This is a genomic window from Micromonospora musae (assembly GCF_003626545.1).
In the GTDB taxonomy this organism is placed as follows: Bacteria; Actinomycetota; Actinomycetes; order Mycobacteriales; family Micromonosporaceae; genus Micromonospora; species Micromonospora musae.
On sequence record NZ_RAZS01000004.1, the window covers coordinates 214,566 to 236,171 of the forward strand.

20 protein-coding genes are annotated in these 21,606 nt (G+C 72.7%); 3 read left to right on the forward strand and 17 right to left on the reverse strand.

Annotated features, from left to right (window positions below; translation table 11 throughout):
• Positions 1–76: 76 nt before the first annotated feature.
• The gene (locus D7147_RS12790) at positions 77–631 is read left to right on the forward strand and encodes a GNAT family N-acetyltransferase (RefSeq protein ID WP_120677119.1); all 555 of its coding nucleotides are present in this window, start codon (positions 77–79) and stop codon (positions 629–631) included.
• On the opposite strand, the gene D7147_RS12795 is transcribed toward D7147_RS12790, so the two are convergent.
• The gene (locus D7147_RS12795; protein WP_120677121.1) at positions 530–1,804 is read right to left on the reverse strand and encodes a glycosyltransferase family 87 protein; all 1,275 of its coding nucleotides are present in this window, start codon (positions 1,802–1,804) and stop codon (positions 530–532) included. The two genes, D7147_RS12790 and D7147_RS12795, sit on opposite strands and share 102 nt — an antisense overlap.
• Before the next feature lie 35 nt (positions 1,805–1,839).
• On the opposite strand from D7147_RS12795, the gene D7147_RS12800 reads away from it, so the two are divergent.
• Positions 1,840–2,445, forward strand: coding sequence for a GNAT family N-acetyltransferase (locus D7147_RS12800; RefSeq protein WP_120677123.1), 606 nt, complete (start codon positions 1,840–1,842; stop codon positions 2,443–2,445).
• Positions 2,446–2,514: 69 nt separating this feature from the next.
• Here the strand turns inward: D7147_RS12800 and D7147_RS12805 are convergent, their stop codons facing one another.
• From D7147_RS12805 to D7147_RS12820, 4 genes are all read right to left on the reverse strand, one after another.
• Positions 2,515–3,405 carry a carbohydrate ABC transporter permease gene (locus D7147_RS12805; RefSeq protein WP_120677125.1) on the reverse strand — a complete coding sequence of 297 codons (891 nt, stop codon included), beginning with the start codon at positions 3,403–3,405 and terminating at the stop codon, positions 2,515–2,517.
• A gap of 1 nt (position 3,406) precedes the next feature.
• Entirely contained in the window at positions 3,407–4,528 is a 1,122-nt protein-coding gene (locus D7147_RS12810) for a carbohydrate ABC transporter permease (protein WP_120677127.1), read from the reverse strand.
• A 71-nt stretch (positions 4,529–4,599) separates the two neighbouring features.
• Entirely contained in the window at positions 4,600–5,847 is a 1,248-nt protein-coding gene (locus D7147_RS12815) for a sugar ABC transporter substrate-binding protein (RefSeq protein ID WP_120677129.1), read from the reverse strand.
• A 25-nt stretch (positions 5,848–5,872) separates the two neighbouring features.
• A complete protein-coding gene (locus tag D7147_RS12820; RefSeq protein WP_120677130.1) occupies positions 5,873–6,865 on the reverse strand; it encodes a LacI family DNA-binding transcriptional regulator in 993 nt (330 codons plus the stop codon).
• A gap of 144 nt (positions 6,866–7,009) precedes the next feature.
• Between D7147_RS12820 and D7147_RS12825 the strand changes: the two genes are divergently transcribed.
• Positions 7,010–9,133: an amylo-alpha-1,6-glucosidase gene (locus D7147_RS12825; RefSeq protein ID WP_120677132.1), complete on the forward strand. Its 2,124-nt coding sequence runs from the start codon at positions 7,010–7,012 to the stop codon at positions 9,131–9,133.
• Positions 9,134–9,197: 64 nt separating this feature from the next.
• Here D7147_RS12825 and D7147_RS12830 read toward each other — a convergent pair whose 3' ends face one another.
• The 12 genes from D7147_RS12830 to rbfA all read right to left on the reverse strand — a co-directional run bounded on the left by D7147_RS12830 (position 9,198) and on the right by rbfA (position 21,514).
• Positions 9,198–9,692 (reverse strand): GNAT family N-acetyltransferase, encoded by a 495-nt coding sequence (locus D7147_RS12830; protein ID WP_120677134.1) that lies wholly within the window; start codon positions 9,690–9,692, stop codon positions 9,198–9,200.
• 58 nt (positions 9,693–9,750) lie between these two features.
• Positions 9,751–10,524: a 4-hydroxy-tetrahydrodipicolinate reductase gene (gene dapB / locus D7147_RS12835; RefSeq protein WP_120677136.1), complete on the reverse strand. Its 774-nt coding sequence runs from the start codon at positions 10,522–10,524 to the stop codon at positions 9,751–9,753.
• A gap of 140 nt (positions 10,525–10,664) precedes the next feature.
• On the reverse strand, positions 10,665–12,056 hold the full coding sequence (locus D7147_RS12840) for a M16 family metallopeptidase (protein WP_120677138.1): 1,392 nt from the start codon (positions 12,054–12,056) through the stop codon (positions 10,665–10,667).
• 91 nt (positions 12,057–12,147) lie between these two features.
• Positions 12,148–14,505 carry a polyribonucleotide nucleotidyltransferase gene (locus tag D7147_RS12845; RefSeq protein ID WP_120677140.1) on the reverse strand — a complete coding sequence of 786 codons (2,358 nt, stop codon included), beginning with the start codon at positions 14,503–14,505 and terminating at the stop codon, positions 12,148–12,150.
• A gap of 226 nt (positions 14,506–14,731) precedes the next feature.
• Positions 14,732–15,001 carry a 30S ribosomal protein S15 gene (gene rpsO, locus D7147_RS12850; RefSeq protein WP_120677142.1) on the reverse strand — a complete coding sequence of 90 codons (270 nt, stop codon included), beginning with the start codon at positions 14,999–15,001 and terminating at the stop codon, positions 14,732–14,734.
• Between the two features lie 250 nt (positions 15,002–15,251).
• On the reverse strand, positions 15,252–16,181 hold the full coding sequence (locus D7147_RS12855; RefSeq protein ID WP_120677144.1) for a bifunctional riboflavin kinase/FAD synthetase: 930 nt from the start codon (positions 16,179–16,181) through the stop codon (positions 15,252–15,254).
• Between the two features lie 82 nt (positions 16,182–16,263).
• Entirely contained in the window at positions 16,264–17,148 is an 885-nt protein-coding gene (truB, locus tag D7147_RS12860; RefSeq protein ID WP_120677816.1) for a tRNA pseudouridine(55) synthase TruB, read from the reverse strand.
• 116 nt (positions 17,149–17,264) lie between these two features.
• Positions 17,265–18,584, reverse strand: a complete 1,320-nt coding sequence (locus tag D7147_RS12865) for an MATE family efflux transporter (protein ID WP_120677146.1) — start codon at positions 18,582–18,584, stop codon at positions 17,265–17,267.
• A gap of 666 nt (positions 18,585–19,250) precedes the next feature.
• Positions 19,251–19,460, reverse strand: coding sequence for a DUF6186 family protein (locus D7147_RS12870; protein WP_199716764.1), 210 nt, complete (start codon positions 19,458–19,460; stop codon positions 19,251–19,253).
• Positions 19,460–19,867, reverse strand: coding sequence for a hypothetical protein (locus tag D7147_RS12875; protein WP_120677150.1), 408 nt, complete (start codon positions 19,865–19,867; stop codon positions 19,460–19,462). The genes D7147_RS12870 and D7147_RS12875 overlap by 1 nt, the downstream gene beginning before the upstream one ends.
• 91 nt (positions 19,868–19,958) lie before the next feature.
• Positions 19,959–21,032, reverse strand: a complete 1,074-nt coding sequence (locus D7147_RS12880; RefSeq protein ID WP_120677152.1) for a DHH family phosphoesterase — start codon at positions 21,030–21,032, stop codon at positions 19,959–19,961.
• A complete protein-coding gene (gene rbfA, locus D7147_RS12885; protein WP_120677818.1) occupies positions 21,029–21,514 on the reverse strand; it encodes a 30S ribosome-binding factor RbfA in 486 nt (161 codons plus the stop codon). The genes D7147_RS12880 and rbfA overlap by 4 nt, the downstream gene beginning before the upstream one ends.
• Between the last annotated feature and the right edge of the window lie 92 nt (positions 21,515–21,606).

Here is a 21,606-nt window from a genome sequence, read left to right on the forward strand (position 1 = left end):
GGCGACCCTAGCTCAGCGGTCCGACATCCCGGCGCGGACGCTGGACGGCTCGCCTATAGGGGCATAGAACGGACCCGTGCTGACGATCCGACCCGAGGAGCCCGATGACGCCGAGGCGATCGCCCAGGTGCACGTGCACGGCTGGCAGGCCGGTTACGCCGCCATCATGCCGGAGGAGGTGCTGGGGCGGCTGAACGTCTCCGCCTGGGCACAGCGTCGACGTGACCTGGGCACCGCCGACCCGGAGCATCCGTTCACCACCCTGCTGGCCGAGGCGGGCGGCTCGAAGGTCGTCGGGTTCGCCTCCTTCGGGCCGTACCGGGTCGACCAGGATCGCGCCAACCTCGACCCGACGCACGGCGAACTCCTCGCCCTCTACGTCGAGCCGGGGCACTGGGGCGACGGCACGGCGACGGCGCTGCTCGCCGCCGCCCGCGAGGGGCTGGCCGCGCGGGGCTTCCCGACGTACCGGGCCTGGGTGCTGGCGGAGAACGAACGGGCCCGGCGGTTCTACGCGCGGGCCGGGCTGTCACCGGACGGAGAGTGGACGACCTATCCGGTGCCGCTCAGCGGCGGGCGCCCGCCCGTCCGGCTCGTCGAGCTGCGGTACGCCGGACCTCTCGGCGGTTGATCCGGGCGCGACCAGCCGGCGGCGGACCGGCAGGAAGGCCAGCAGCGCGAGGCTGATCCACACGTACGTGTTGCTGCCGAGGAAGCCGTCCAGCCCGGTGAAGTCCTGCTCCCAGGCCCAGACGATCCGGCTGGTGAGGAGCGCGTACCCGGCGAGCGCGGCGGCCAGGAGCAGCCGGCGCCGGTGGGTACGGGCGGGCGCGGCCATGGCGTTGTCGACCAGCAGGATGAGCGCCGGCAACAGCCAGACCAGGTGGTGCACCCAGGTCACCGGGCTGATCAGGCACATCACCGCGCCGGTCAGCGCCAGCCCGGTCGCCTCGTCGCCGGCGGCCGCGGCGCGGCGGGACCGCCACGCCCAGAGCGCCAGGGTGCCGAGGGCCAGCGCCAGCCAGGCGAGGGTGCTCGGGTGCTCCGGGTCGAGCCGGGCCACCACTCCGCGCAGCGACTGGTTGGAGACGAACGCCAGCTCGCCGACGCGGCCGGTGTTCCACAGCGCCTCGGTCCAGAACTCCCGCGAGGCGTCGGGGAAGAGCGCGCCGGCCACCAGGCTCGCGGCCGCCGCGGTGGCCATCGACGTGACGGCCGCCCGCCAGCGCCGGGTCACCAGCAGGTAGACGATGAAGATGCCGGGAGTCAGCTTGATCGCGGTGGCCAGCCCGATGCCCACGCCCGCCCAGCGGCTCCCGGCCGGAAGCAGCCGCAGCAGGTCCACCGCGACCAGGAAGAGCAGCAGCATGTTGACCTGGCCGAAGTTGACCGTCTCGCGCATCGGCTCGTACGCGGCGACCAGGCAGAGCGCGACGGCGAGCGCGAACCAGCGGGTCCAGCCCGCGCGCACCGAGATCGGGTCGATCAGCCACCAGAAGAGCACCGCGGTCACGGCGACGGTGGCGATCACGCTGACGACGATGGCGGCCAGCCACGGCAGGTACGCCATGGGCAGCATGACGAGGGCGGCGAACGGCGGATAGGTGAAGCCGTACTGGGTCAGCGGCCGCAGGTAGTCGTAGATCTCCCCGCCGTGCACCCACCAGGTGAGTGCCCCGTAGTAGACCTGGAGATCGAAGAAGCCGTGCCGGACGGCGGCGACGGAGAGGAAGGCCGCCACCGCGACGGCGAGCAGGAGCACGCCCACCACCTGCGTGACCGTCCTACTGGCACCCTGCAGCACCGTCGCCTCCCTCGCCCTGCGTAGGCTCACGTCCCATGGCTCTCGGGTACGTCCGCCCGGCGCGTCCGGAAGACGCCGGCGAGATCGCACGCATCCAGCTCGCGACCTGGCGGGTCGCCTACCGCCGGATCCTGCCCCGGCACGTCCTCGAAAACCTGGACGAGGCGTGGCTGGCCCGGCGGTGGACCGCCGCGGTGCAGGAACCGCCGTCGGCCGCCCACCGGGTGCTGGTCGCCGTCGAACAGGCCGAGCAATCGTATCTGGTGGGGTTCACGGCGTTCGGTCCGGCCGATGCCGAGGCGCTCGCGCCGAACGAGCCGGCCGAGGCGCTCGGCGCCGACGTCGCGGCGGTCACCGACCTGCTCGTCGAACCGCGGTGGGGCCGGCGTGGGCACGGCAGCCGGTTGCTCGCCGCCAGCGTCGACCTGTGGCGCTCGGACGGCTTCGCCAGCGCGGTGGCCTGGGCGTTCGACGGTGACGAGGCGACCCGCAAGTTCCTGACCAGCACCGGTTGGGCGGCCGACGGGGCGGCCCGGGCCCTCGACGTGGAGGACATGCTGGTCCCGCAGCTCCGGCTGCACGTGGCGCTCCCCGCCGAGCCCGCGCCCACCCCGCCGGCGCCAGCCGCGCCGGTCGACTGAGCGCCGCCTCCGAATGGAGTGCGTCGCGGGCCTCCGGGTGCCGGAGGCCCGCGAACCGGGCGGGGCGGCTCAGCCCTTGTCGGAGCCGTCGTTGGCGTCACGTACGAAGTAGCGCTGAAACACCACGAAGATGATCGCCACGGGGATCGTGGCGAGCAGGGCGGCACCGAGCTTGAGCGGGTACTGACTGCCCTTGCCGAGCGACCCGCTCACCAGGTCGGCCAGACCGCGCGGCAGGGTGAACAGATCCGGGTCCTGCACCGCCACGAGGCTGTGCGGGAACTCGTTCCAGGAGCCCTGGAACGACAGGATCGTCAGGGTGATCAGCGCAGGCTTCGCCATCGGCAGCACCACCGACCAGAAGGTGCGGAAGACGCTCGCCCCGTCGATGCGGGCCGCCTCCTCCACGCTCACCGGGATCGACTCGAAGAACTGCTTCATGATGAAGACGCCTGCCGCGTCGGCGAGCAGCGGCACGATCAGCCCGCTGTAGCTGTTGTAGATGCCGAGCTGGTTGAGGACCAGGAACTTCGGGATGAGCAGCACCACAGGGGGCACCGCCATGACCGCGACGACCATGGCGAAGAGCCAGGAGCGGCCCCGGAACCGCAACCGGGCCAGCGCGTAACCGGCCAGCGAGTCGAAGAAGACCCGGCCGACCGTCACGAGCACGGTGACCAGCAGCGAGTTGCCCAGCCAGAGCGGAAAGTTGGTGCCCGCGAAGATCCGCTCGAAGCCGGCCAGCGTGAGCGGGTCGGGAATCGGCGAGAGCGGGTTGGCGGCCGCGTCCGGCTCGGTCTTGAACGAGTTGCCGAGCTGGATCACGAACGGGTAGAGGAAGACCAACCCGAAGAAGATCAGCGTGGCGTACCCCAGGACCCGGGAGACCAGGCTGCGGCGGGCGCGACGCCGCCGCGCGGGCTTCGCCGCGACCGGCGGCCGGTCGGTCAGCACGGCCATGTCACGACCCTTCCGGTACGCGTCGACGCCACCGGCCGCGTCGCCGGGCGACCGGATCGCGGTCGGCCATCACGCGGCGCTGGATCAGGGTCAACACGATGATGATCAGGAACAGCACGAACGAGATCGCCGCTCCGGAGCCGTAGTCGAACTCCCGGAACGCGGTCCGGTACGACAGGTAGGCCGGGGTGAGGGTGGTCTTGGCGGGGTCGCCCTGGCTCATCACGTACACCTGGTCGAAGACCTGCCAGGAGCCGATCAGGCCGAGCGTCACCACCAGGAACATGGTCGGCCTGATCATCGGCAGCGTGACGTACCGGAGGCGCTGCCAGCGGCCGGCGCCGTCAAGGGTGCTCGCCTCGTCCAGCGTCACCGGCACGTTCTGCAGCGCGGCCAGGAACATCAGCATGAACGTGCCGCTGGTGGTCCAGACCACCAGCGTGATGATCGAGACCATCGCGACGCTCGGCCCGGAGAGCCACTCCCACCAGCTCAGCCCGAACGGTCCGCCGCCGGTCAGCGCGGCGGGCGGGTCGTCCACCCCGAGCGCGCCGAGGAGCAGGTGCAGCACGCCCCGGGAGTCGGCGAACCACTGCGGGCCGGCGACACCGAAGAGGCTGAGCAGCTTGTTGACCGCCCCGGAGTTGGCGAAGAGGAAGAGGAAGACCACGCTGATCGCCACCGAGCTGGTGACGGAGGGGAAGTAGAAGGCACTCCGGAAGAAGCCCTTCCCCTTGAGCATCCGGTTGTTCACGACCAGCGCCAGGCCGAGGGCGAGGATGGTCTGCGCCGGCACGACGATCCCGACGTAGTAGATGTTGTTGCGCAGGCTCGTCATCAGGTCGCGCCGCGCCAGCCCGTCCTCGGCGAAGAGCCGGGTGTAGTTCTCCACCCCGACGAACGGCACGTTCCGGGTGAAGGGGCTGCCCTGGCCGTTCCAGTCGGTGAGGCTCACCCAGAGCGCCATCAGGATCGGCAGCAGCAGGAAGAGCCCGAGGATCGCCACGACCGGCGCGACGAAGAGCCAACCGGCGAGGTTCTCGCTGCTCCGGGTGCCACGCCCACGCCGTCGAGGCGCGCCGCCGCGTACGACCACCCGAGCCGCCGGTGCCTCCGTTGCCATTGTCCCTCCCTCACGAGAAAGGAGGTGCGGGGCGAGGGCCCCGGCCGAGACCGGGGCCCTCACAGCACACCTCAGTCGCCGAGCGCCGCCTTGGCGTTCTTGTCGAAGTTCGCCAGGATCGTCTTCGGGTCGCCGGTCGAGAGGGCCTGCAGCCCCGCCTCGAGGTCACGCAGGACGCTGTCCATCTTCGGCGCGTTCACCGGGCCCTGCGCGTACTCGACGCCGTCGATGAAGGGCTTGTCGGCGGGGAAGGCGCTGACGTACTGGTCGTGGACCGACTGCCGGGAGGGCATCACGCCGAACGCCCGCGCGAAGGCCATCTGCTGCTCGCCGGCGGTCATCGCCTCGACGAACTTGATCGCCTGCTCCTTGTACTTCGACTTGGCGGCGATCCCCCAGCACTGCGTGAAGGAGAGCGTGCCCGGCCCCTTCGGACCGGCCGGCAGCGGGACGACCTGGTACTTCACGTTCGGGAAGTCGTTCTGCAGGGCACCCTTGATCCAGTTGCCCTCGATGGTCATCACCGCCTTGCCCCTGCCGAACGCCTCGCCGGACCACCCGGCGTCCAGCTGCTTCGGGTACTGGGCCAGCCCCTTGGTGACCAGGTCCTTCACGTACTGGAGGGCGGCCAGGTTCTCCGGGGTGTCCGCGGTGGGCTGCTTGCCGTCCTCGCTCATCAGCCAGCCGCCGTTCTGCACCATGAACGCGCCGACGCGGTCCCGCGTGTCGCCCAGCGCCAGCGGCACCTGCCCCTTCGCCTTGATCTTCTGGGCGGTGGCGGTGAGCTGGTCCCAGGTGGTGGGGATGTCGGCGTCGGTCAGACCGGCCTTGGTCCAGAGGTCGGTGTTGATCTGCAAGGCCAGCGTGGAGAAGTCCTTCGGCGCGCAGTAGAGCTTGCCGTCGTAGGTGAACGCGGTGCGCAGGCTCTCGTAGAAGTCGCCGGTGTTACTGATCTTGTCGCCGTAGGGTTCGAGCGCGCCGACGCTCGCGTAGTCGGCGAACTGGGCCGCGTCGACGTAGAAGACGTCCGGCGGCGTACCGCCGGCGAGGCCCTGGCCGAGCTGCTGGGTGAGGTCCTGGGCGGGGGTCACGGTGGCGGTGTTGCCCGATTCGCCGGCCCACTTGGCCGCCGCGTCCTGCACGGCCTTCGTCTCGGCGTCGCCGGACGAGCCGATCAGGATCTGCAGGCTGGCCGGGCCGCTGGACTGGGCGGTGCCCTCGGAGCTGTCGTCGAAGCCGCTGCCACAGGCGGCGGAGCCGAGCAGTGCGACGGCGGCGAGGCCGGCCACCGCCACCCGGGCGAGGGGTCGAGGTGCCATCTGGTTTCTCCTGTTCGGGGATGGGTTACGCGGTGTGCCGGAGCACCAGCGAGGGCTGGAGCAGCACGGGTTCGGGAGACTGCTGGTCCCCGTCGAGGACCGCGGTGAGCAGGTCCACGCAGCGGGCGGCGGCCTCGCCGAGGGGTTGGCTGACGCTGGTCAGCCCGGTCGCGGCGGCGACGGGGGTGTCGTCGAAGCCGACCACCGCGACGGCCGGGTCGCTCGCGCGTACCGCCTGGAGTGCGCCGAGGGCGAGGGAGTCGCTGGCACAGACCACGGCGGTCGGGGGTTCGTCGGCGTTGAGCAGGTCACGCATCGACCACTCCCCCTCGGCGATGCCGTCCTCGACCGCCCGCTCCAGCCCCGCCGGGTCGATCCCGGCGGCGTGCAGGGCCGCTCGCCACCCCGCGCGGCGGTCGTCGCCGACGCCGGAGGGGGCGGGCCAACCCAGGAAGCCGATCCGGCGGTGGCCGCGTTCGAGCAGGTGCCGGGTCGCTCGGGCGGTGCCCGCCGCGCCGTCGACGTCGACCCACGGGTGGGCGGTGAGGTCGTCCCAGGGGCGGCCGAAGGCCACGAACGCCACCTCCCGTTCGGCCAGCCAGGCCGTCCGGGGGTCGCCGTGGTCCGTCCCGGTCAGCACGAAGCCGTCCAGGTCGTACGCGCTGAGCAGGTCGTCGTAGGCGGTGATCTCCCGCTCGGTGTCGCCGGCGGTGTAGAGCATCACCCGGTAGCCGGCGACCTCCGCGCTCTCGGTGAGGCCGTGCAGGAAGCGGTCGAGCACCGAGCCGTTGATGCCGTCCCGGGTCGGCTCGATCCTCATGGCGATGAGACGGGAGCGGCCGGTGCGCATCTGCCGGGCGGCCTGGCTGACGCGGTAGCCGAGGGCGACGATCGCCTCCTGGACCCGCTGCCGGGTCTCCTCCCGCACGATCTGCGGCGTGTTGAGCACGTTGGAAACCGTCTGGCGGCTCACACGGGCGTGTCGGGCCACCGTCGCGATGGTCACCTTTTCAGCCACAAAATCCCTCTCGCCATCTTGAACGATCCAATTTGGATAAGGCAGGATTGGATCGTTCAAGTTTCTGGAATGTTTCGCACTTTGCACCGGACGGAGCGACTTGTCAAGACGTCGTTTCGCAGCTACAGGATCTGGAGCAACATCGTGACCGAGCGCCAACTGCAACCCCTGCTGCACGAGTTGGTCGGAGTCGTGCTCGCCCCCACCAGCGCGCTGGGGGACGCGGCCGGGCAGATCCGCCCGACCGGCGTCCAGGGCGTCTTCCACGCCGACGCCCGGGTGCTGTCCCGGGCCGAGCTGCGGGTCGACGACCGGGAACCGGAGAGCCTGGCCCGGGGATCCGTGGGTCCGCACGCCGTACGTTTCGTCGGGCTGACCCGGTGGCTCGGCGACCCCGGGCCGGACCCGACCGTCCGGGTCGAGCGGCTCCGCCGCGTCTCACCCGGCGGACTCACCGAGGAGATCCAGGTCGTCTCCACCGCCTCGGTGCCGGTCCGGGCCGTCGTGAGCGTCGAACTCGCCTGCGACCTGGCCCCCATCGAGGTGGTCAAGTCCGGCGGCGCCACCGAGGCACTGGAGGCCAAGACGGGCGAGCCCGGCGAGCTGGTCTGGGCCGCGGCCGGCATCACGGTCACCGTGACCGGCGACGGCGCCACGACCGAGACGGGCCACGGGGCCGCCACGCCCCGACTCACCTGGCCGGTCGAGCTGCCGCCCCGCGGTCGGGTGGAGCTGAGCTGGCGACTCGACGTCGACGACCCGCGGGCCGTGGTGGTCTGCCCACCGGGTGAGCCCGCCTGGTCCCGGCCGGACCTGCACGCCGACGACCGCCGGCTGGTCCGGCTGATCGACCGCAGCCTCGACGACCTGCGCGGCCTGCGGCTGGCCGAGGCGGGCGCGCCGGAGGACGTCTTCCTCGGCGCCGGAGTCCCCTGGTTCCTCACCCTCTTCGGGCGGGACAGCCTCTGGGCGGCCCGGATGATGCTGCCGCTCGGCACCGACCTGGCCGGCGGCACGCTGCGGGTGCTCGCCAGACGGCAGGGCGCCCGGGTAGACCCGGCCACCGGCGAGGCGCCCGGCAAGATCCTGCACGAGCTGCGCCGGCACGAGTTCGCCCCGGGCGACGGGCTGCACCTCCCGCCGGCGTACTACGGCACCGTCGACGCCACCATGCTCTGGGTCAACCTGCTGCACGACGCGTGGTGCTGGGGCCTGCCCGCGGAGCAGATCGAGCCGCTGCTGCCGCAACTGGAGGCGGCGCTGCACTGGGTCGGCGAACACGCCGACGCCGACGGCGACGGCCTGGTCGAGTACATCGACACCACCGGACGCGGCCTCGCGAACCAGGGCTGGAAGGACTCCGGCGACGCAGTCCGGTTCCGCGACGGCACCCTCGCCGCGCCGCCGATCGTGCTCGCCGAGGTGCAGGGGTACGCGCACGAGGCGGCGGTCAACGGCGCCCGGTTGCTGGACGCGTTCGGCCGCCCCGGCGGCGACCGCTGGCGCGAGCACGCGGCCGGGTTGGCGCGCCGGTTCCGGGCGGCGTTCTGGGTCGACGGGCCGTACGGGCCGCAGCCGGCTCTCGCGCTGGACCGGGACAAGCGGCCGGTCGACTCGCTGACCAGCAACATCGGCCACCTGCTCGGCACCGGGTTGCTCAACGGCGAGGAGGAGGCGCAGGTGGCCCGCCTGCTCGGCACCGACGCGCTGGCCGGCGCGTTCGGGCTGCGCACGATGTCCACCGACGACGCCGGGTTCAGCCCGCTGTCGTACCACTGCGGCTCGGTCTGGGCGCACGACACCGCGATCGTGCTCGGCAACCTGGCCCGCGCCGGCTTCCGGGACACCGCCCTCACCCTCGCCGACGGCCTGCTCGGGGCGGCCGAGGCGTTCGACTACCGCCTGCCCGAGCTCTACGGCGGCGACGACCGCTCGCTGCTCGGCCGGCCGGTGCCCTACCCGGCGGCGTGCCGGCCGCAGGCGTGGGCCGCGGCCGGGGCGGTGCTGCTGCTCCAGGCCGCCACCGGGCTCTACCCCGACGTGCCCGGCGGCACGGTCCGGCTCGCCCCGCTCGCCGGCGCGCAGCTCGGCGCGGTCGCGGCGGAGCACCTGACCGTCGCCGGCGCCCCGGTCGACGTGGCGGTGGACCGGGCCGGCCGGCCGACGATCACCGGCCTCCCCGCCGGCCTGACCGTCACGGTGGACGCGACGCCGACCATCCCGACCCCCCGCCGCTCGGCCCCCACCGACCACCCGGTCGGTGGCTGACCCACAACGTTGATCATGAGGTTGGCGGTGACTTCGATCTCCCGGAGCGCCGCCAACCTCATGATCAGCTGGACGACAAGGGCGGCGGCGGGGCGGCCAGCTCGGCGATCAGCTCGTCGTCATCCACCTCGCCGGTGGGGTGGAAGCCGAGGGACGTGTAGAGGGCGGCGGCCGCCGTGTTCCCCGGGTGGTACGACAATCGCACCGGCGGCCTCCCCTCCCGGCCGGCCAGCCACCCGGCGAGGGTCGCCACGGTGACCCGCCCGACGCCCCGCCCCTGCTCAGCGGCATCGATGATCATGCCGCCGATCCAGTGCGAGCCGTCGTCGTCGACGCCCCACATCACGTGTCCGACGACCGTCTCGTCCGCGTACACGGCGAGCGACCTCCACACGTCGCCGCGCATCGTCAGCAGCAGGTAGCGCGCGGCCAGCGCGGCCACCCAGTCGCGCTGGTCGTCGCGGGGCGCGACGTCGGCCACCGCCCGCCAGTTGTCGTCGTCCACCGGACGCAGGGTGACGGCGCGTCCGCTCCGATCCCGGTAGCCAGCATTGATCATCGGGGCAGCCTAGGCGGACGCCGACCCGGCGGCGAACCGATTTCCGCCGGTGGAGCGCTCAGCCGAGCAGCGGGTCGAGACCCACGGTGAGGCCGGGCCGGTCGCCCACCGCGCGCACGGCGAGCAGCACGCCCGGCATGAACGAGGCCCGGTCGTACGAGTCGTGCCGGATAGTCAGCGTCTCGCCGGTGGTGCCGAAGAGCACCTCCTGGTGCGCGACGAGCCCGGTGGCGCGTACGGCGTGCACCCGGATGCCGTCGATCTGCGCACCTCGGGCGCCCGGCACCTCGTCCTTCGTGGCGTCCGGCACCGGACCGAGGCCCGCCTCGGCGCGAGCCTGCGCGATCTGCCGCGCGGTGTGCGTCGCGGTGCCGCTCGGCGCGTCGAGCTTCCGGGGATGGTGCTGCTCGATGATCTCGACCGACTCGAAGTGCCGGGCCGCCCGCGCGGCGAACTGCATCATCAGCACCGCGCCGATGCCGAAGTTCGGGGCGATCACCATGCCGACTCCGGGCTTGTCCGCCAACCAGCCGCGAACCTGCTCCAGCCGCTCCTCGGTGAAGCCGGTGGTGCCGACCACGGCGTGGACGCCCTGCTCGACGCACCACCGCAGGTTCTCCATGACGACGTCCGGGGTGGTGAAGTCCACGACCACCTCGGCGCCGGCCTCGGCGACGGCAGAGAGGTCGTCCCCCTGGTCGACCGTCGCCACCAGCTCCATGTCGGCGGCGGCGTCGACCGCCTTGCACACCTCGAGGCCCATCCGGCCCCGCGCGCCCAGGACGCCGACCCGCAGCGGCTCGGCCGGGTTTCTCTCCTGCTCGTCAGTCACGGGGCACAACCTATCCCAATCGGGACGCGACCCAGCCCGGCACCCGGGGACCCGGGCACCCGCCCGGTACGGCTGCCCCGGGCGGCCGGGCCGGCCGATCCGTGCCTTGGTCGCCTCGCTGGATTCCCGGGGGCGCCTGGTCAGGCGGTGGCGAAATCGCCGGCGCCGAACGGGCCGACCACCGCCAGGGACATCGGCCGAGCGAGCAGGTCGGCGGCGAGGGCGTTGACGTCGTCCAGACTCACCGCGTCCACCCGGGCGAGCAGCGCGTCCACCGGCATCAGGTCGCCGTAGAGCAGCTCACCCTTGGCGAGCCGGCTCATCCGCGAACCGGTGTCCTCGAGTCCGAGCACGAACGAGCCCTTCGACATGCCCTTGCCGCGAGCGATCTCCGCCTCGGTCAGCCCGCCCGCGGCGACCCGGGCCAGCTCGGCGCGGGTCAACTCCAACACCTCGTCCACCTTGCCCGGTGCGCAGCCCGCGTAGACGGCGAAGAGGCCGCTGTCGGCGTACTGGCTCGCGTAGGAGTAGACCGAGTAGGCCAGGCCACGCTGTTCACGGATCTCCTGGAACAGCCGGCTCGACATGCCGCCGCCGAGGACGTTGTTGAGCACCCCCAGGGCGAACCGCCGCTCGTCGGTCCGGTCGATGCCCGGGGAGCCGAGGATGACGTGCGCCTGCTCGGTCTCCTTCGTCTCCACCAGCGTGGTGGCGGGACGGGTGCGTACCGCCGGGCTCGCCGGCCGGTGCGGGGCCGGCGTGCCCTGGTCGGTGTCGAGCGGCGTGCCGTGCAGCGCCTGCCGGACCAGGTCGACCACGGTCGTGTGGTCCAGGTTGCCGGCGGCGGCGATGACGATCTGCGGCGCGGTGTAGTGCCGGCGGTAGAAGTCCCGGATCTGCGGCCGCGTCATCGGGGTGACCGTCTCCTCCGTGCCGGAGATCAGCCGGCCCAGCGGGTGGTCGCCGTAGACGGCCCGGGCGAAGAGGTCGTGCACCTCGTCGCCGGGCTCGTCGTCGTGCATGGCGATCTCTTCGAGGATGACGCCGCGCTCGGTCTCCACGTCCGCCGCCTCGAGCACCGAGTCGGCCACCAGGTCGCACATCACGTCGATCGCCAGCGGCAGGTCCTCGTCCAGCACGCGGGCGTAGTAGCAGGTGTACTCCTTGGTGGTGAAGGCGTTCGTCTCGCCGCCCACCGCCTCGATCGACGAGGAGATCTCCAACGCGCTGCGCTTACGGGTGCCCTTGAAGAGCAGATGCTCCAGGAAGTGCGCGGCCCCGGAGTCCGGGCCGGTCTCGTCCCGCGAGCCGACCGACACCCAGATCCCGAACGACACGCTGCGCATCGTCGGGATCGCCTCGGTCAGCACCCGCAGCCCGTTCGACAGCACGGTACGGCGCACGGTGCCACCCAGCGGGTCCTCGCTGATGGTCCGGGTTACCGCCTTGCCGGCGCCGCCGGAACGCGCGGCCCCGGACGCCGCCACCCCCCGTCGACCCGCAGGAAAAGGCGCACGCTGGGCCCGACTCACGGAAACCTGCTCTCACTTCGACGAGGGGTGGGTGGTACGAAGAAAACCGGCCGGACGGCACCCGTCGGGGCGCCGTCCGGCCGGTCGGTGATCAGCTGTGCCGGGTCCGGCGACGCGGACGCGAGTCGCCGCCGCCCTCGCCACCCTCGCCCCGCTCCGAGCCGCCGCGGCCACCGCGCTCGCGGTCACCACGCTCCCGCGGAGCCCGCTCGCGGCCGGCCGGACGCTCGCCACCGGCGGCCTCCGGAGCAGCCGCGACCGGCGCCTCGGCGCCCTCGGGGCGCACCTTGTCCAGGTAGATCTTGCCGCGCTGGTCGATGTCGGCGATCTCCACCTCGACGCGGTCACCCACGTTGAGGAAGTCCTCCACCTTCTCGACCCGCTTGCCGTCGCCCACCTTCGAGATGTGCAGCAGGCCGTCGCGGCCGGGCAGCAGCGAGATGAACGCGCCGAACGCGGCGGTCTTGACCACCGTGCCGAGGAACCGCTCCCCCACCTTCGGCAGCGTCGGGTTGGCGATGCCGTTGATCCGGTCCACCGCGGCCTGGGCCGACGGGCCGTTGGTCGCGCCGACGTAGATCGTGCCGTCGTCCTCGATCGAGATCTCGGCGCCGGTCTCGTCCTGGATCGCGTTGATGGTCTGACCCTTCGGGCCGATGACCATGCCGATCTTGTCGACCGGGATCTTGACGGTGGTGACCCGCGGCGCGTACTCCGACATCTCGGCCGGACCCTCGATCGCCGCCTGCATCACGCCGAGGATGGTCTGCCGGGCCTCGTTCGCCTGCTGGAGCGCGGCGGCCAGCACGTCCGACGGGATGCCGTCGAGCTTGGTGTCGAGCTGGAGCGCGGTGACGAACTCCGACGTACCGGCGACCTTGAAGTCCATGTCACCGAAGGCGTCCTCGGCACCGAGGATGTCGGTCAGCGTCACGTACTGGGTCTTGCCGTCGACCTCGTCGGAGATGAGGCCCATGGCGATGCCGGCGACCGGCGCCTTCAGCGGCACACCGGCGCTGAGCAGGCCCAGCGTCGAGGCGCAGACCGAACCCATCGAGGTGGAGCCGTTGGAGCCGAGCGCCTCGGAGACCTGCCGGATGGCGTACGGGAACTCCTCACGCGAGGGCAGCACAGGGATCAGCGCCCGCTCGGCGAGCGCGCCGTGGCCGATCTCGCGCCGCTTCGGCGAGCCGACCCGGCCGGTCTCACCGGTGGAGTACGGCGGGAAGTTGTAGTTGTGCATGTAGCGCTTGGACTTCTCCGGGGAGAGCGTGTCCAGCGCCTGCTCCATGCGGAGCATGTTGAGCGTCGTGACGCCCAGGATCTGGGTCTCGCCGCGCTCGAAGAGCGCCGAGCCGTGCACCCGGGGCAGCACGCCGACCTCGGCGGTCAGCGGACGGATGTCACGCGGGCCGCGGCCGTCGATGCGGATCTGCTCGCGCAGCACCCGGTTGCGGACCTCGGACTTGGTGAGCGACCGGAAGGCGGCGCTGAGCTCCTTCTCCCGGCCCTCGAAACGCGGACCGAGTTCCTCGGCGACCCGGGCCTTCACCCGGTCGAGGGCCTCCTCCCGGTCGGCCTTGCCGGCGATCTGAAGCGCTTCGGCGACCTCGGCGCGAGCCAGGTCGGCGACCGCCGCGTAGGCGTCGTCCTGGTAGTCCAGGAAGACCGGGAACTCGGTGACCGGCTTGGCGGCCACCTCGGCGAGCTCGCTCTGCGCGCGGCACAGCTCCCGGATCGCCGGCTTGGCGGCCTCCAGGCCGCTGGCCACGATCTCCTCCGTCGGCGCGGTCGCGCCGCCCGAGATCAGGGTGACGGCGTTCGGCGTCGCCTCGGCCTCGACCATCATGATCGCGACGTCGCCGTCCGGCAGGGCGCGACCGGCCACGACCATGTCGAAGGTGGCCCGGGCCAGCTCCTCCAGGGTCGGGAAGGCGACCCACTGGCCGTCGATGTGCGCGACCCGGGTCGCTCCGATCGGGCCGGAGAACGGCAGGCCGGAGAGCTTGGTCGACATCGAGGCGGCGTTGATCGCCACGACGTCGTACGGGTGCTGCGGGTCGAGCGCGAGGACGGTCTCGACGACCTGGACCTCGTTGCGCAGGCCCTTGACGAACGACGGGCGCAGCGGCCGGTCGATCAGCCGGCAGGTGAGGATGGCGTCCTCGCTGGGCCGGCCCTCACGGCGGAAGAACGAGCCGGGGATCCGGCCCGCGGCGTACATCCGCTCCTCCACGTCCACGGTCAGCGGGAAGAAGTCGAACGACTCCCGCGGCTGCTTGCTCGCGGTGGTGGCGGAGAGGACGACGGTCTCGCCCAGCTGGGCGATGACCGAACCGGCGGCCTGACGGGCGAGGCGGCCGGTGGAGAAGGTGATCTCACGGGTGCCGAAGGACCCGTTGTCGATCACGGCGGTGCGGGTTTCGGTGCCGAGTTTGGTCTCGGTCATGGTGCGGTAGTGCTCCTTCGCATCGGAGGGCTCGCGACGCGGGAAGCTGCTCAGAAGGCCGGTCTTCGATCGAAGCGCCCGGGCCACGGCGGTAAGCCGGGTACCCCGGGGGCCACTACCGGAGACCGGTACTGACCGGCTCCCCTACTCGGTTGGTCGCGCTGCCCTGTTCTCTTTCTGCGGTACCGGAGCGGGGGAGCGGCCGGATGGCCACTCCCCCGTCACGTCACCGACGCAGACCGAGCCGCTCGATGAGCGACCGGTAGCGGTTGATGTCCTTCTTCTGGACGTAGTTGAGCAGCCGACGGCGACGGCCGACCAGCAGCAGCAGCCCACGGCGGCTGTGGTGGTCGTGCTTGTGCACCTTCAGGTGCTCGGTGAGCTCGGCGATCCGCTTGGTGAGGACCGCGACCTGCACCTCGGGCGAACCGGTGTCGCCCTCGGCGGTCGCGTACTCCGCGCGGATCTTGGCCCTGGCTTCCTGGTCGAGCGCCATGTTCTCCCTGTTTCGATGGGTTGATCACTGATGTCCGTCGCTCCGGTCGATGGACCGGAGCCGGACCGGCACCTCGCACCCGCGGCGTCGAGCAGGCACGCGAGGCCCCGTCGGTCGTCCGACGTCCCCGCCAGACTACCAGCCGCGGCCGCGCCCACCGGTCAAGGGCCGTGCGGCGCTACGCGGGTGCCGCACGCGGACACCCCGTGCCGAGCCCCCGACGCCGGTCGCCGACCTGGTCGAGGGCGGTTCAGCCGAGCGCCTTGCGGGTCCGCTCCACGTCCTGGTGCATCTGGGCGATCAGCGGCTCGATCGAGTCGTAGCGGATCTGGCCGCGCAGGTGCGCCACGAAGTCCAGCGCCAGTCGCTCGCCGTAGAGGTCACCGTCGAAGTCCAGGGCGTACGCCTCCACCCGCCGCTCCCGACCGGAGAAGGTGGGGTTCGTGCCGACCGACACCGCCGCCAGCAACGGTTCCCGCCGGCCCCGACGGACCAGCCGGGCCGCGTACACCCCGTCGGCGGGGATCGCCGCGTACCGGTGGCAGAGCAGGTTGGCGGTGGGGAAGCCCAGCTCGCGCCCGCGCTGGTCGCCGCGGACCACCACCCCCTCCACCCGGTGCGGCCGGCCCAGCGCGGCCGCCGCCGCGCCGACGTCCCCGGCGTCGACGCAGGAGCGGATGTACGTCGAGGAGAAGACCGTGCCCTCCTCGGCCACCAGCGGGCCGCCCTCGACGGAGAATCCGAACGTCGCGCCCAGCCGCTCCAGCAGCGCCACGTCACCGGCGGCCCGATGCCCGAAGCGGAAGTTGTTCCCCACCACGACCCGGGTCGCGTGCAGGTTCTCGACCAGCACGTCGTGCACGAACGCCTCGGCCGGCAGCCGGGAGAACTCGGGTGTGAACGGCACCACGCAGAGCACGTCGACGCCGAGCTCCTCGATCAGCTCCGCCTTCCGGGCCGACTCGGTGAGCACCGCCGGGTGCGAGCCGGGCCGGACCACCTCGGCGGGGTGCGGGTCGAAGGTGAGCACCACCGACTGCACCCCGAGTTCCCGCGCGCGCGTCACGGCGTGCCCGATGGTCGCCTGGTGCCCCCGGTGCACACCGTCGAAGACACCGATGGTGACGACCGACCGCCCCCACCCACCGGGTGCCGCGTCGTACCCCCGCCACCGTTGCATGCCGATCCTCCCCTTTCCTCCGCCGGTTCCTCCCCGGCGGCCACTGCCTCGCCCGACGCCGACCACCGCCGGCCGCCGCCCGTCAGGCCGGCGCGAGCACGATCTCCGCGCGGGCCCGCCCCTCCCGCTCGCTGACGATAGCGATCAGGCCGCCGGCCGGGTCGAAGACGGCGTACGGACCGGCGATCCCGGCCGGATCCAGCGGCCCGCCGTGCGAGAGCACCGTCGCCTCGGCGGCGCTGGCGTCGCGACGCGGGAAGAACCGCTCGGCCGCTGCGGCGAGCGGCAGGGTCACCACCTCGGGCGCGCGCCGCTCCAGCTCGTCGAGGGTGACGGCCTCGGCGAGGGGGAAGCCCCCGACCGCGGTACGCCGCAGTGCGGTCAGATGCCCGCCAACCCCGAGCGAGAGGCCCGCGTCCCGGGCGATGGCCCGGATGTACGTGCCGGAGGAGCAGGTCACGTCGACGTCCACGTCGACGACGTCGGGCTGGTCCCGCCGGACGGCGAGCAGGTCGAGCCGGGAGACGGTGACCCGGCGGGCCGGCAGCTCGACGCTCTCCCCCTCGCGTACCCGCTTGTACGCCCGCTGACCGTTGATCTTGATGGCGCTGACCGCGCTGGGCACCTGGTCGATCTCCCCGGTCAACGCGGCGAGCGCGTCCCGAACCGCCTCGTCGCCGACCTCACCGGCGGGGACGCTGCGGATCACCTCGCCCTCGGCGTCGTCGGTGACGGTCGCCTGACCGAGGCGGATGGTGGCGGTGTAGCTCTTGCCCGCGCCGATCACGTAGGTGAGCAGCCGGGTCGCCCGTCCCACCCCGATGACCAGCACACCGGTCGCCATCGGGTCGAGCGTGCCGCCGTGCCCGACCCGCCGGGTCCGGGCCAGCCGGCGCACCCGCGCCACCACGTCGTGCGACGTCATGCCGCCCGGCTTGTCCACCACGATCAGACCGTCTGCGCTCACGACCGACAAGCCTGCCAGAAGCACTCTTCGGGGCCCGCGTCGACACCGGCGGCGGCGGCGGACGTCACCGGGACCGCCGCGGGGCGGCGGAGGCGAGCGGGGCGGGACGGCTGCGGTCAGCGGACCGCGCCGACGACCGCCCATCTGCCGGAGCGCAGCCGCAGCAGCAGCGCGATCAGGCGGAGCACCACGAAGAGGGTGAGGCCGGCCCAGATCCCACCCAGCCCGAGGTCGAGCCCGTACGCGAGCCAGATCGCGGGGAGGAACCCGCCCAGCGCCGCCACCACTGTGAGGTTGCGCAGGTAAGCCACGTCCCCCGCGCCGATCAGCACGCCGTCGAGGGCGAAGACCACCCCGGCCAGCGGCTGCATCGCCACGAACCACGGCCACGCCACCATGGCCTGCTCGCGTACCAGCGGATCGGAGCTGAACAGGGCCGGGACGACGCCCGCGCCCGCGCCGATCAGCACCGCGAAGGCGACCCCGCAGGCACCGCCGAGCAGGCCGATCCGGCGGGCCAGGGCCTTGGCGCCCGCCTCGTCACCGGCGCCGAGCGCCGCGCCGACCAGCGATTGTCCGGCGATGGCCAGCGCGTCGAGGACCAGCGCGGTGAAGAACCAGAGTTGCAGGGCGATCTGGTGCGCGCCCACCGCCGCCGCACCGAAGCGGGACGCCACGGCCGTGGCGGAGAGGAAGCTGGCCTGGAAGGCCGCACCTCGGATCAGCAGGTCCCGGCTGAGCACCAACTGCTGGCGGATCTGGTGGAGCCGGGGCCGCAGCGGGACCCGTTCGCGGACCAGGGCCGCGGCGAAGAGTGCGCCGCCGAGGGTCTGGGCGACGACGTTGGCGACCGCCGAGCCGGCCAGGCCGAGCCCGACCGGGTAGACCAACAGCGGGCAGAGCACCGCGGAGAGCAGGTTGGGGCCGAGCACGAAGAAGAGCGGACGGCGGGTGTCCTGGACGCCGCGCAGCCAGCCGTTACCGGCCGCGGCGAGCAGCAGCCCGGGGGCGCCGAGCGCCGCGATCCGCAGCCACTGGGCGGCGGCGTCGGCCACCTCGCCGGAGTTCCCGACGAGGGTACGCGCCAGCGCCCCGCCGCCGAGCTGCATGGCCAGGGCGACCAGCACTCCGACGCCGAACGCGAGCCAGGACGCCTGCACGCCCTCGGCGACGGCGGCCGCCCGGTCCCCCGACCCGAACCGGCGGGCCGAACGCCCTGTCGTGCCGTACGCCACGACGGTGCCGAGCCACGCGGTGAGCGTCATGACCGTGCCGCCGACGGCGAGCGCGGCGAGCGGGGCCCGGCCGAGGTGACCGACCACCGCGGTGTCGACCAGCACGTAGAGGGGCTCGGCGGCGAGTACGACGAGGGCCGGCAGGGCGAGCCCGGCGATCCGGCGAGCCGCGGCGGGTGGGGCGGGGGCGGTCTGTGTCATCGCCGCCGATCCTGGCACGCGCGACGTAAGGATCGCAAGACAGGTGAGAACTTACCGCGCGGGGCGACTTCGGGGCGGGGCGCGGCCGGGTCCGGATGATCGACTCGACTTCCATGAAGTCGGGGTCATCTCCCGCCCTCGACACCCCGACTTCAATGACCTCGAGTGGATCATCAAACCGGCGGAATGCCCCCGGCCGGGCGGTCGGGCCAGCCCGGCGGTCGGGCGATGGGCGCGCCCGGGGCGGTGACGCGGTCGGCGCGGGACGCCGGTCGCGTCACCACCGGCCGGTACGGGTCACTGACGCGTGTCCATCGACGTCTGCAGCGCGCGGCGGAGCTGCTCGCGGGCCTCGTCGACGGGCTTGGGCTCGGGCTTGGGCTTGCTCGACATCGTGGTCTTCCCTTCCAGGGTGTGCGCCACCGACAGGCGGCGGCCCGCACGGGCGATCCTGCGAAGCGCCGTGACGGCGGTCCGGGGTCACCGGAGCGGCCGGTCGGGCGGCGCGGGCCCGGGTCTGTCGACCCTGGAGGGAGGCGGGGCCGGGTGCGGCACCACCCCCACGACCTGCGCCGATGAGCACGACGCCGGCCGATTCCCAAATTAGCGTTCAGTCAGCCGCGTCCGCGTACGGTTCCCGGCATGCGGACGGTCGGGTCTGCGCGTTCAGCGGGCCAGGAAGTGCCAGCCCAGCCACCACCAGAAGCCGAAGAGTCCGATCCGGCCCACCGGAACCGGGCCCACCTCGTAGCGCATCACGTAGGCGCACAGGTCGCCGAGCGTCGGGATCCGCGACCCCTCCCGACGAGCCAGCCACTCCATCACCGCGAAGAGCGCCAGCGCGGCGAGGAAGCCACCGATGGCCAACGCCCGCATCATCGCCGCACCAGCTCCCAGAACGCGGCCAGCCAGGCGAACCAGGCCACCGAACGGAGCAGATGATCCTCCAGCAGCGGATCGGCCAGCCGGGAGAAGGTGGGGAAGTCGTCACCCGCCGCGACCACGAAGGTGACGCCCTCGAAGATCCCGAACACCACGATCGGCAGGCTCCACCACACGGTGCCGGAGCCAAGCCGGGTGGGAGCCGGGCGCCGCGGCACCCGGTTACTCAGACCGAGCCAGATCAGCAGGCCGCCGGTGCCGAGGATGTAGAGATTGGCCTCGGTGGAGAAGGAGGCGAACCGGCCACCCACCAGGGAGAGGCAGGCCAGCACGGGAATGGAGACGGTAGGACGGTCCCAGGCGCGGGGCGCCTCGACGGTGAGCTCGTTCGGCTGCTCCATCCCATGATTCTCCCCGCGCCGGGCCGCTGCGGAAAGGCCGGCGTTTTCCCGGCGTGCCGCGCGGCGGCACGGGGCGGCGAGCCGTCCCGGATCAGGACCCGGCGGACGGGATCACCGCGGCGTCGAGCTGGCCGCGGATGCGGTCGACGACCTCCTCGGCCGTGCCCCTTCCGGTGAATCCGGCGGCGAACCGGTGCCCGCCGCCGCCCAGCGCGAGCGCCACCCGGCTGACGTCCACCGCGCCCTTGCTGCGCAGCGAGACCGCCCACTCACCGGGCGCGGTCTGCTTCAACACGCAGCTGACGTCCGCCTCGGCCGTGCACCGCACCGAGTCGATCAACGCCTCCAGCACGTACGGGCGCTGATCGTGCCGGACCAGGTCGTCCAGGGTGGCCCACGTCCAGACCAGCCCTCGGCCGTCGGCCGCGACCGGCTCCAGCCGGGCCCGGCCGAGCACCTCGCCGAAGAGCCGCACCGCGCCGAACGGCCGGGTGTCGAAGACCCGCCGCGAGATGTCGCCGGGACGGATGCCGGTAGCCAACAGCCGGGCCGCCAGCTGGTGCACGGCCGGGGTGGTGGCCTCGAAGCGGAACGAGCCGGTGTCGGTGGTGAGCGCGACGTAGAGGCACTCGGCGATCCCGGCGTCCAACCCGACGCCGAGTCGGGTCAGCAGCTGCTCGGCCACCACCGAGGTGGCCGCCGCGTACGGGTCGACCAGATTCACCTCGCCGAAGTGGGTGTTCGAGGCGTGGTGGTCGAGCACCAGCGACGCACCGGCGGTGTCCAGCCGGTCGACCAGTTCGCCGAGGCGCGACTCACTCGCCGCGTCGAAGCAGATGACCAGGTCCGGGGCAGGGTATGCCTCGGTCGCCGGCACCAGCAGATCGAGCCCCGGCAGTCCCTGCAGCGGCACAGGCACCTCCGGAGGGCCCGGGAAGGTGGCCTGCATCCGGCGTACGCCGAGCCGCTGCAGGCCCAGCGCGAACCCGAGCATGCTGCCCAGGGCGTCGCCGTCCGGGTTCACATGGCAGACGAGCAGCACCCGCGCCTCGGGAGAGAGGTTGCGCAGCAGCGACTCCGCCGCCGCCCAGTCGCCCGCGCTCGGGCCGGAGTCGGCCGGCGCCGCCTCGACGACGGAGCCGGCCGTGCCGGACGGCCCGGTCACCGCCGGTCCCCGCCGGCGGGCGGGGTGTCCTCGGCGTCCTCGGTCTCCTCGGCGTCCTCGTCGTCCTCGTCGAGCCGGTACGGCTGCGCGTCGCCCGCGTACTGGGCCTGGGCGGCGATCCGCTGCACCTCGGCGTCGGCGTTGCGGGCCGCCGCGAGCAGGTCGTCGATGTGCTTGACCTGATCCTGGACGTCGTCGAGGACGAAGGTCAGGGTCGGCGAGTGCCGCAGCCCGAGCGCCTTGCCGACAGTGCTGCGCAGCATGCCCTTCGCGCTCTCCAGCGCGGCGGCGGTGCCCGCCTGCGCCGCCGCGTCGCCGAGGACCGTGTAGAAGACCGTGGCGTCGCGCAGGTCGGCGGTGATCCGGGCGTCGGTGATGGTGATCATGCCGAGGCGCGGGTCCTTGATCTGGCTCCGCACCACCGACGCGACCAGTTCGCGCACCCGCTCCGCGTGCCGGCGTACCTTGGCCGGATCCGTCATCTTCGCCACCTCCACGGTGTCCCGCTCCCGGCCGGGACGCGGCCAGCTGACGCACCGCCGGCCCGACCGGCCAACATCTCGAACATTACCCG

Excerpts from the sequence above, each read along its gene's own strand:
- D7147_RS12855 (WP_120677144.1), bottom strand. The coding sequence starts at position 16,181 with ATGCAACGGTGGCGGGGGTACGACGCGGCACCCGGTGGGTGGGGGCGG.
- D7147_RS12845 (WP_120677140.1), bottom strand. The coding sequence starts at position 14,505 with ATGACCGAGACCAAACTCGGCACCGAAACCCGCACCGCCGTGATCGAC.
- rpsO (WP_120677142.1), bottom strand. The coding sequence starts at position 15,001 with ATGGCGCTCGACCAGGAAGCCAGGGCCAAGATCCGCGCGGAGTACGCG.
- D7147_RS12870 (WP_199716764.1), bottom strand. The coding sequence starts at position 19,460 with ATGCGGGCGTTGGCCATCGGTGGCTTCCTCGCCGCGCTGGCGCTCTTC.
- D7147_RS12810 (WP_120677127.1), bottom strand. The coding sequence starts at position 4,528 with ATGGCAACGGAGGCACCGGCGGCTCGGGTGGTCGTACGCGGCGGCGCG.
- D7147_RS12805 (WP_120677125.1), bottom strand. The coding sequence starts at position 3,405 with ATGGCCGTGCTGACCGACCGGCCGCCGGTCGCGGCGAAGCCCGCGCGG.
- D7147_RS12830 (WP_120677134.1), bottom strand. The coding sequence starts at position 9,692 with ATGATCAATGCTGGCTACCGGGATCGGAGCGGACGCGCCGTCACCCTG.
- D7147_RS12875 (WP_120677150.1), bottom strand. The coding sequence starts at position 19,867 with ATGGAGCAGCCGAACGAGCTCACCGTCGAGGCGCCCCGCGCCTGGGAC.
- D7147_RS12815 (WP_120677129.1), bottom strand. The coding sequence starts at position 5,847 with ATGGCACCTCGACCCCTCGCCCGGGTGGCGGTGGCCGGCCTCGCCGCC.
- rbfA (WP_120677818.1), bottom strand. The coding sequence starts at position 21,514 with ATGACGGATCCGGCCAAGGTACGCCGGCACGCGGAGCGGGTGCGCGAA.
- D7147_RS12865 (WP_120677146.1), bottom strand. The coding sequence starts at position 18,584 with ATGACACAGACCGCCCCCGCCCCACCCGCCGCGGCTCGCCGGATCGCC.
- D7147_RS12800 (WP_120677123.1), top strand. The coding sequence starts at position 1,840 with ATGGCTCTCGGGTACGTCCGCCCGGCGCGTCCGGAAGACGCCGGCGAG.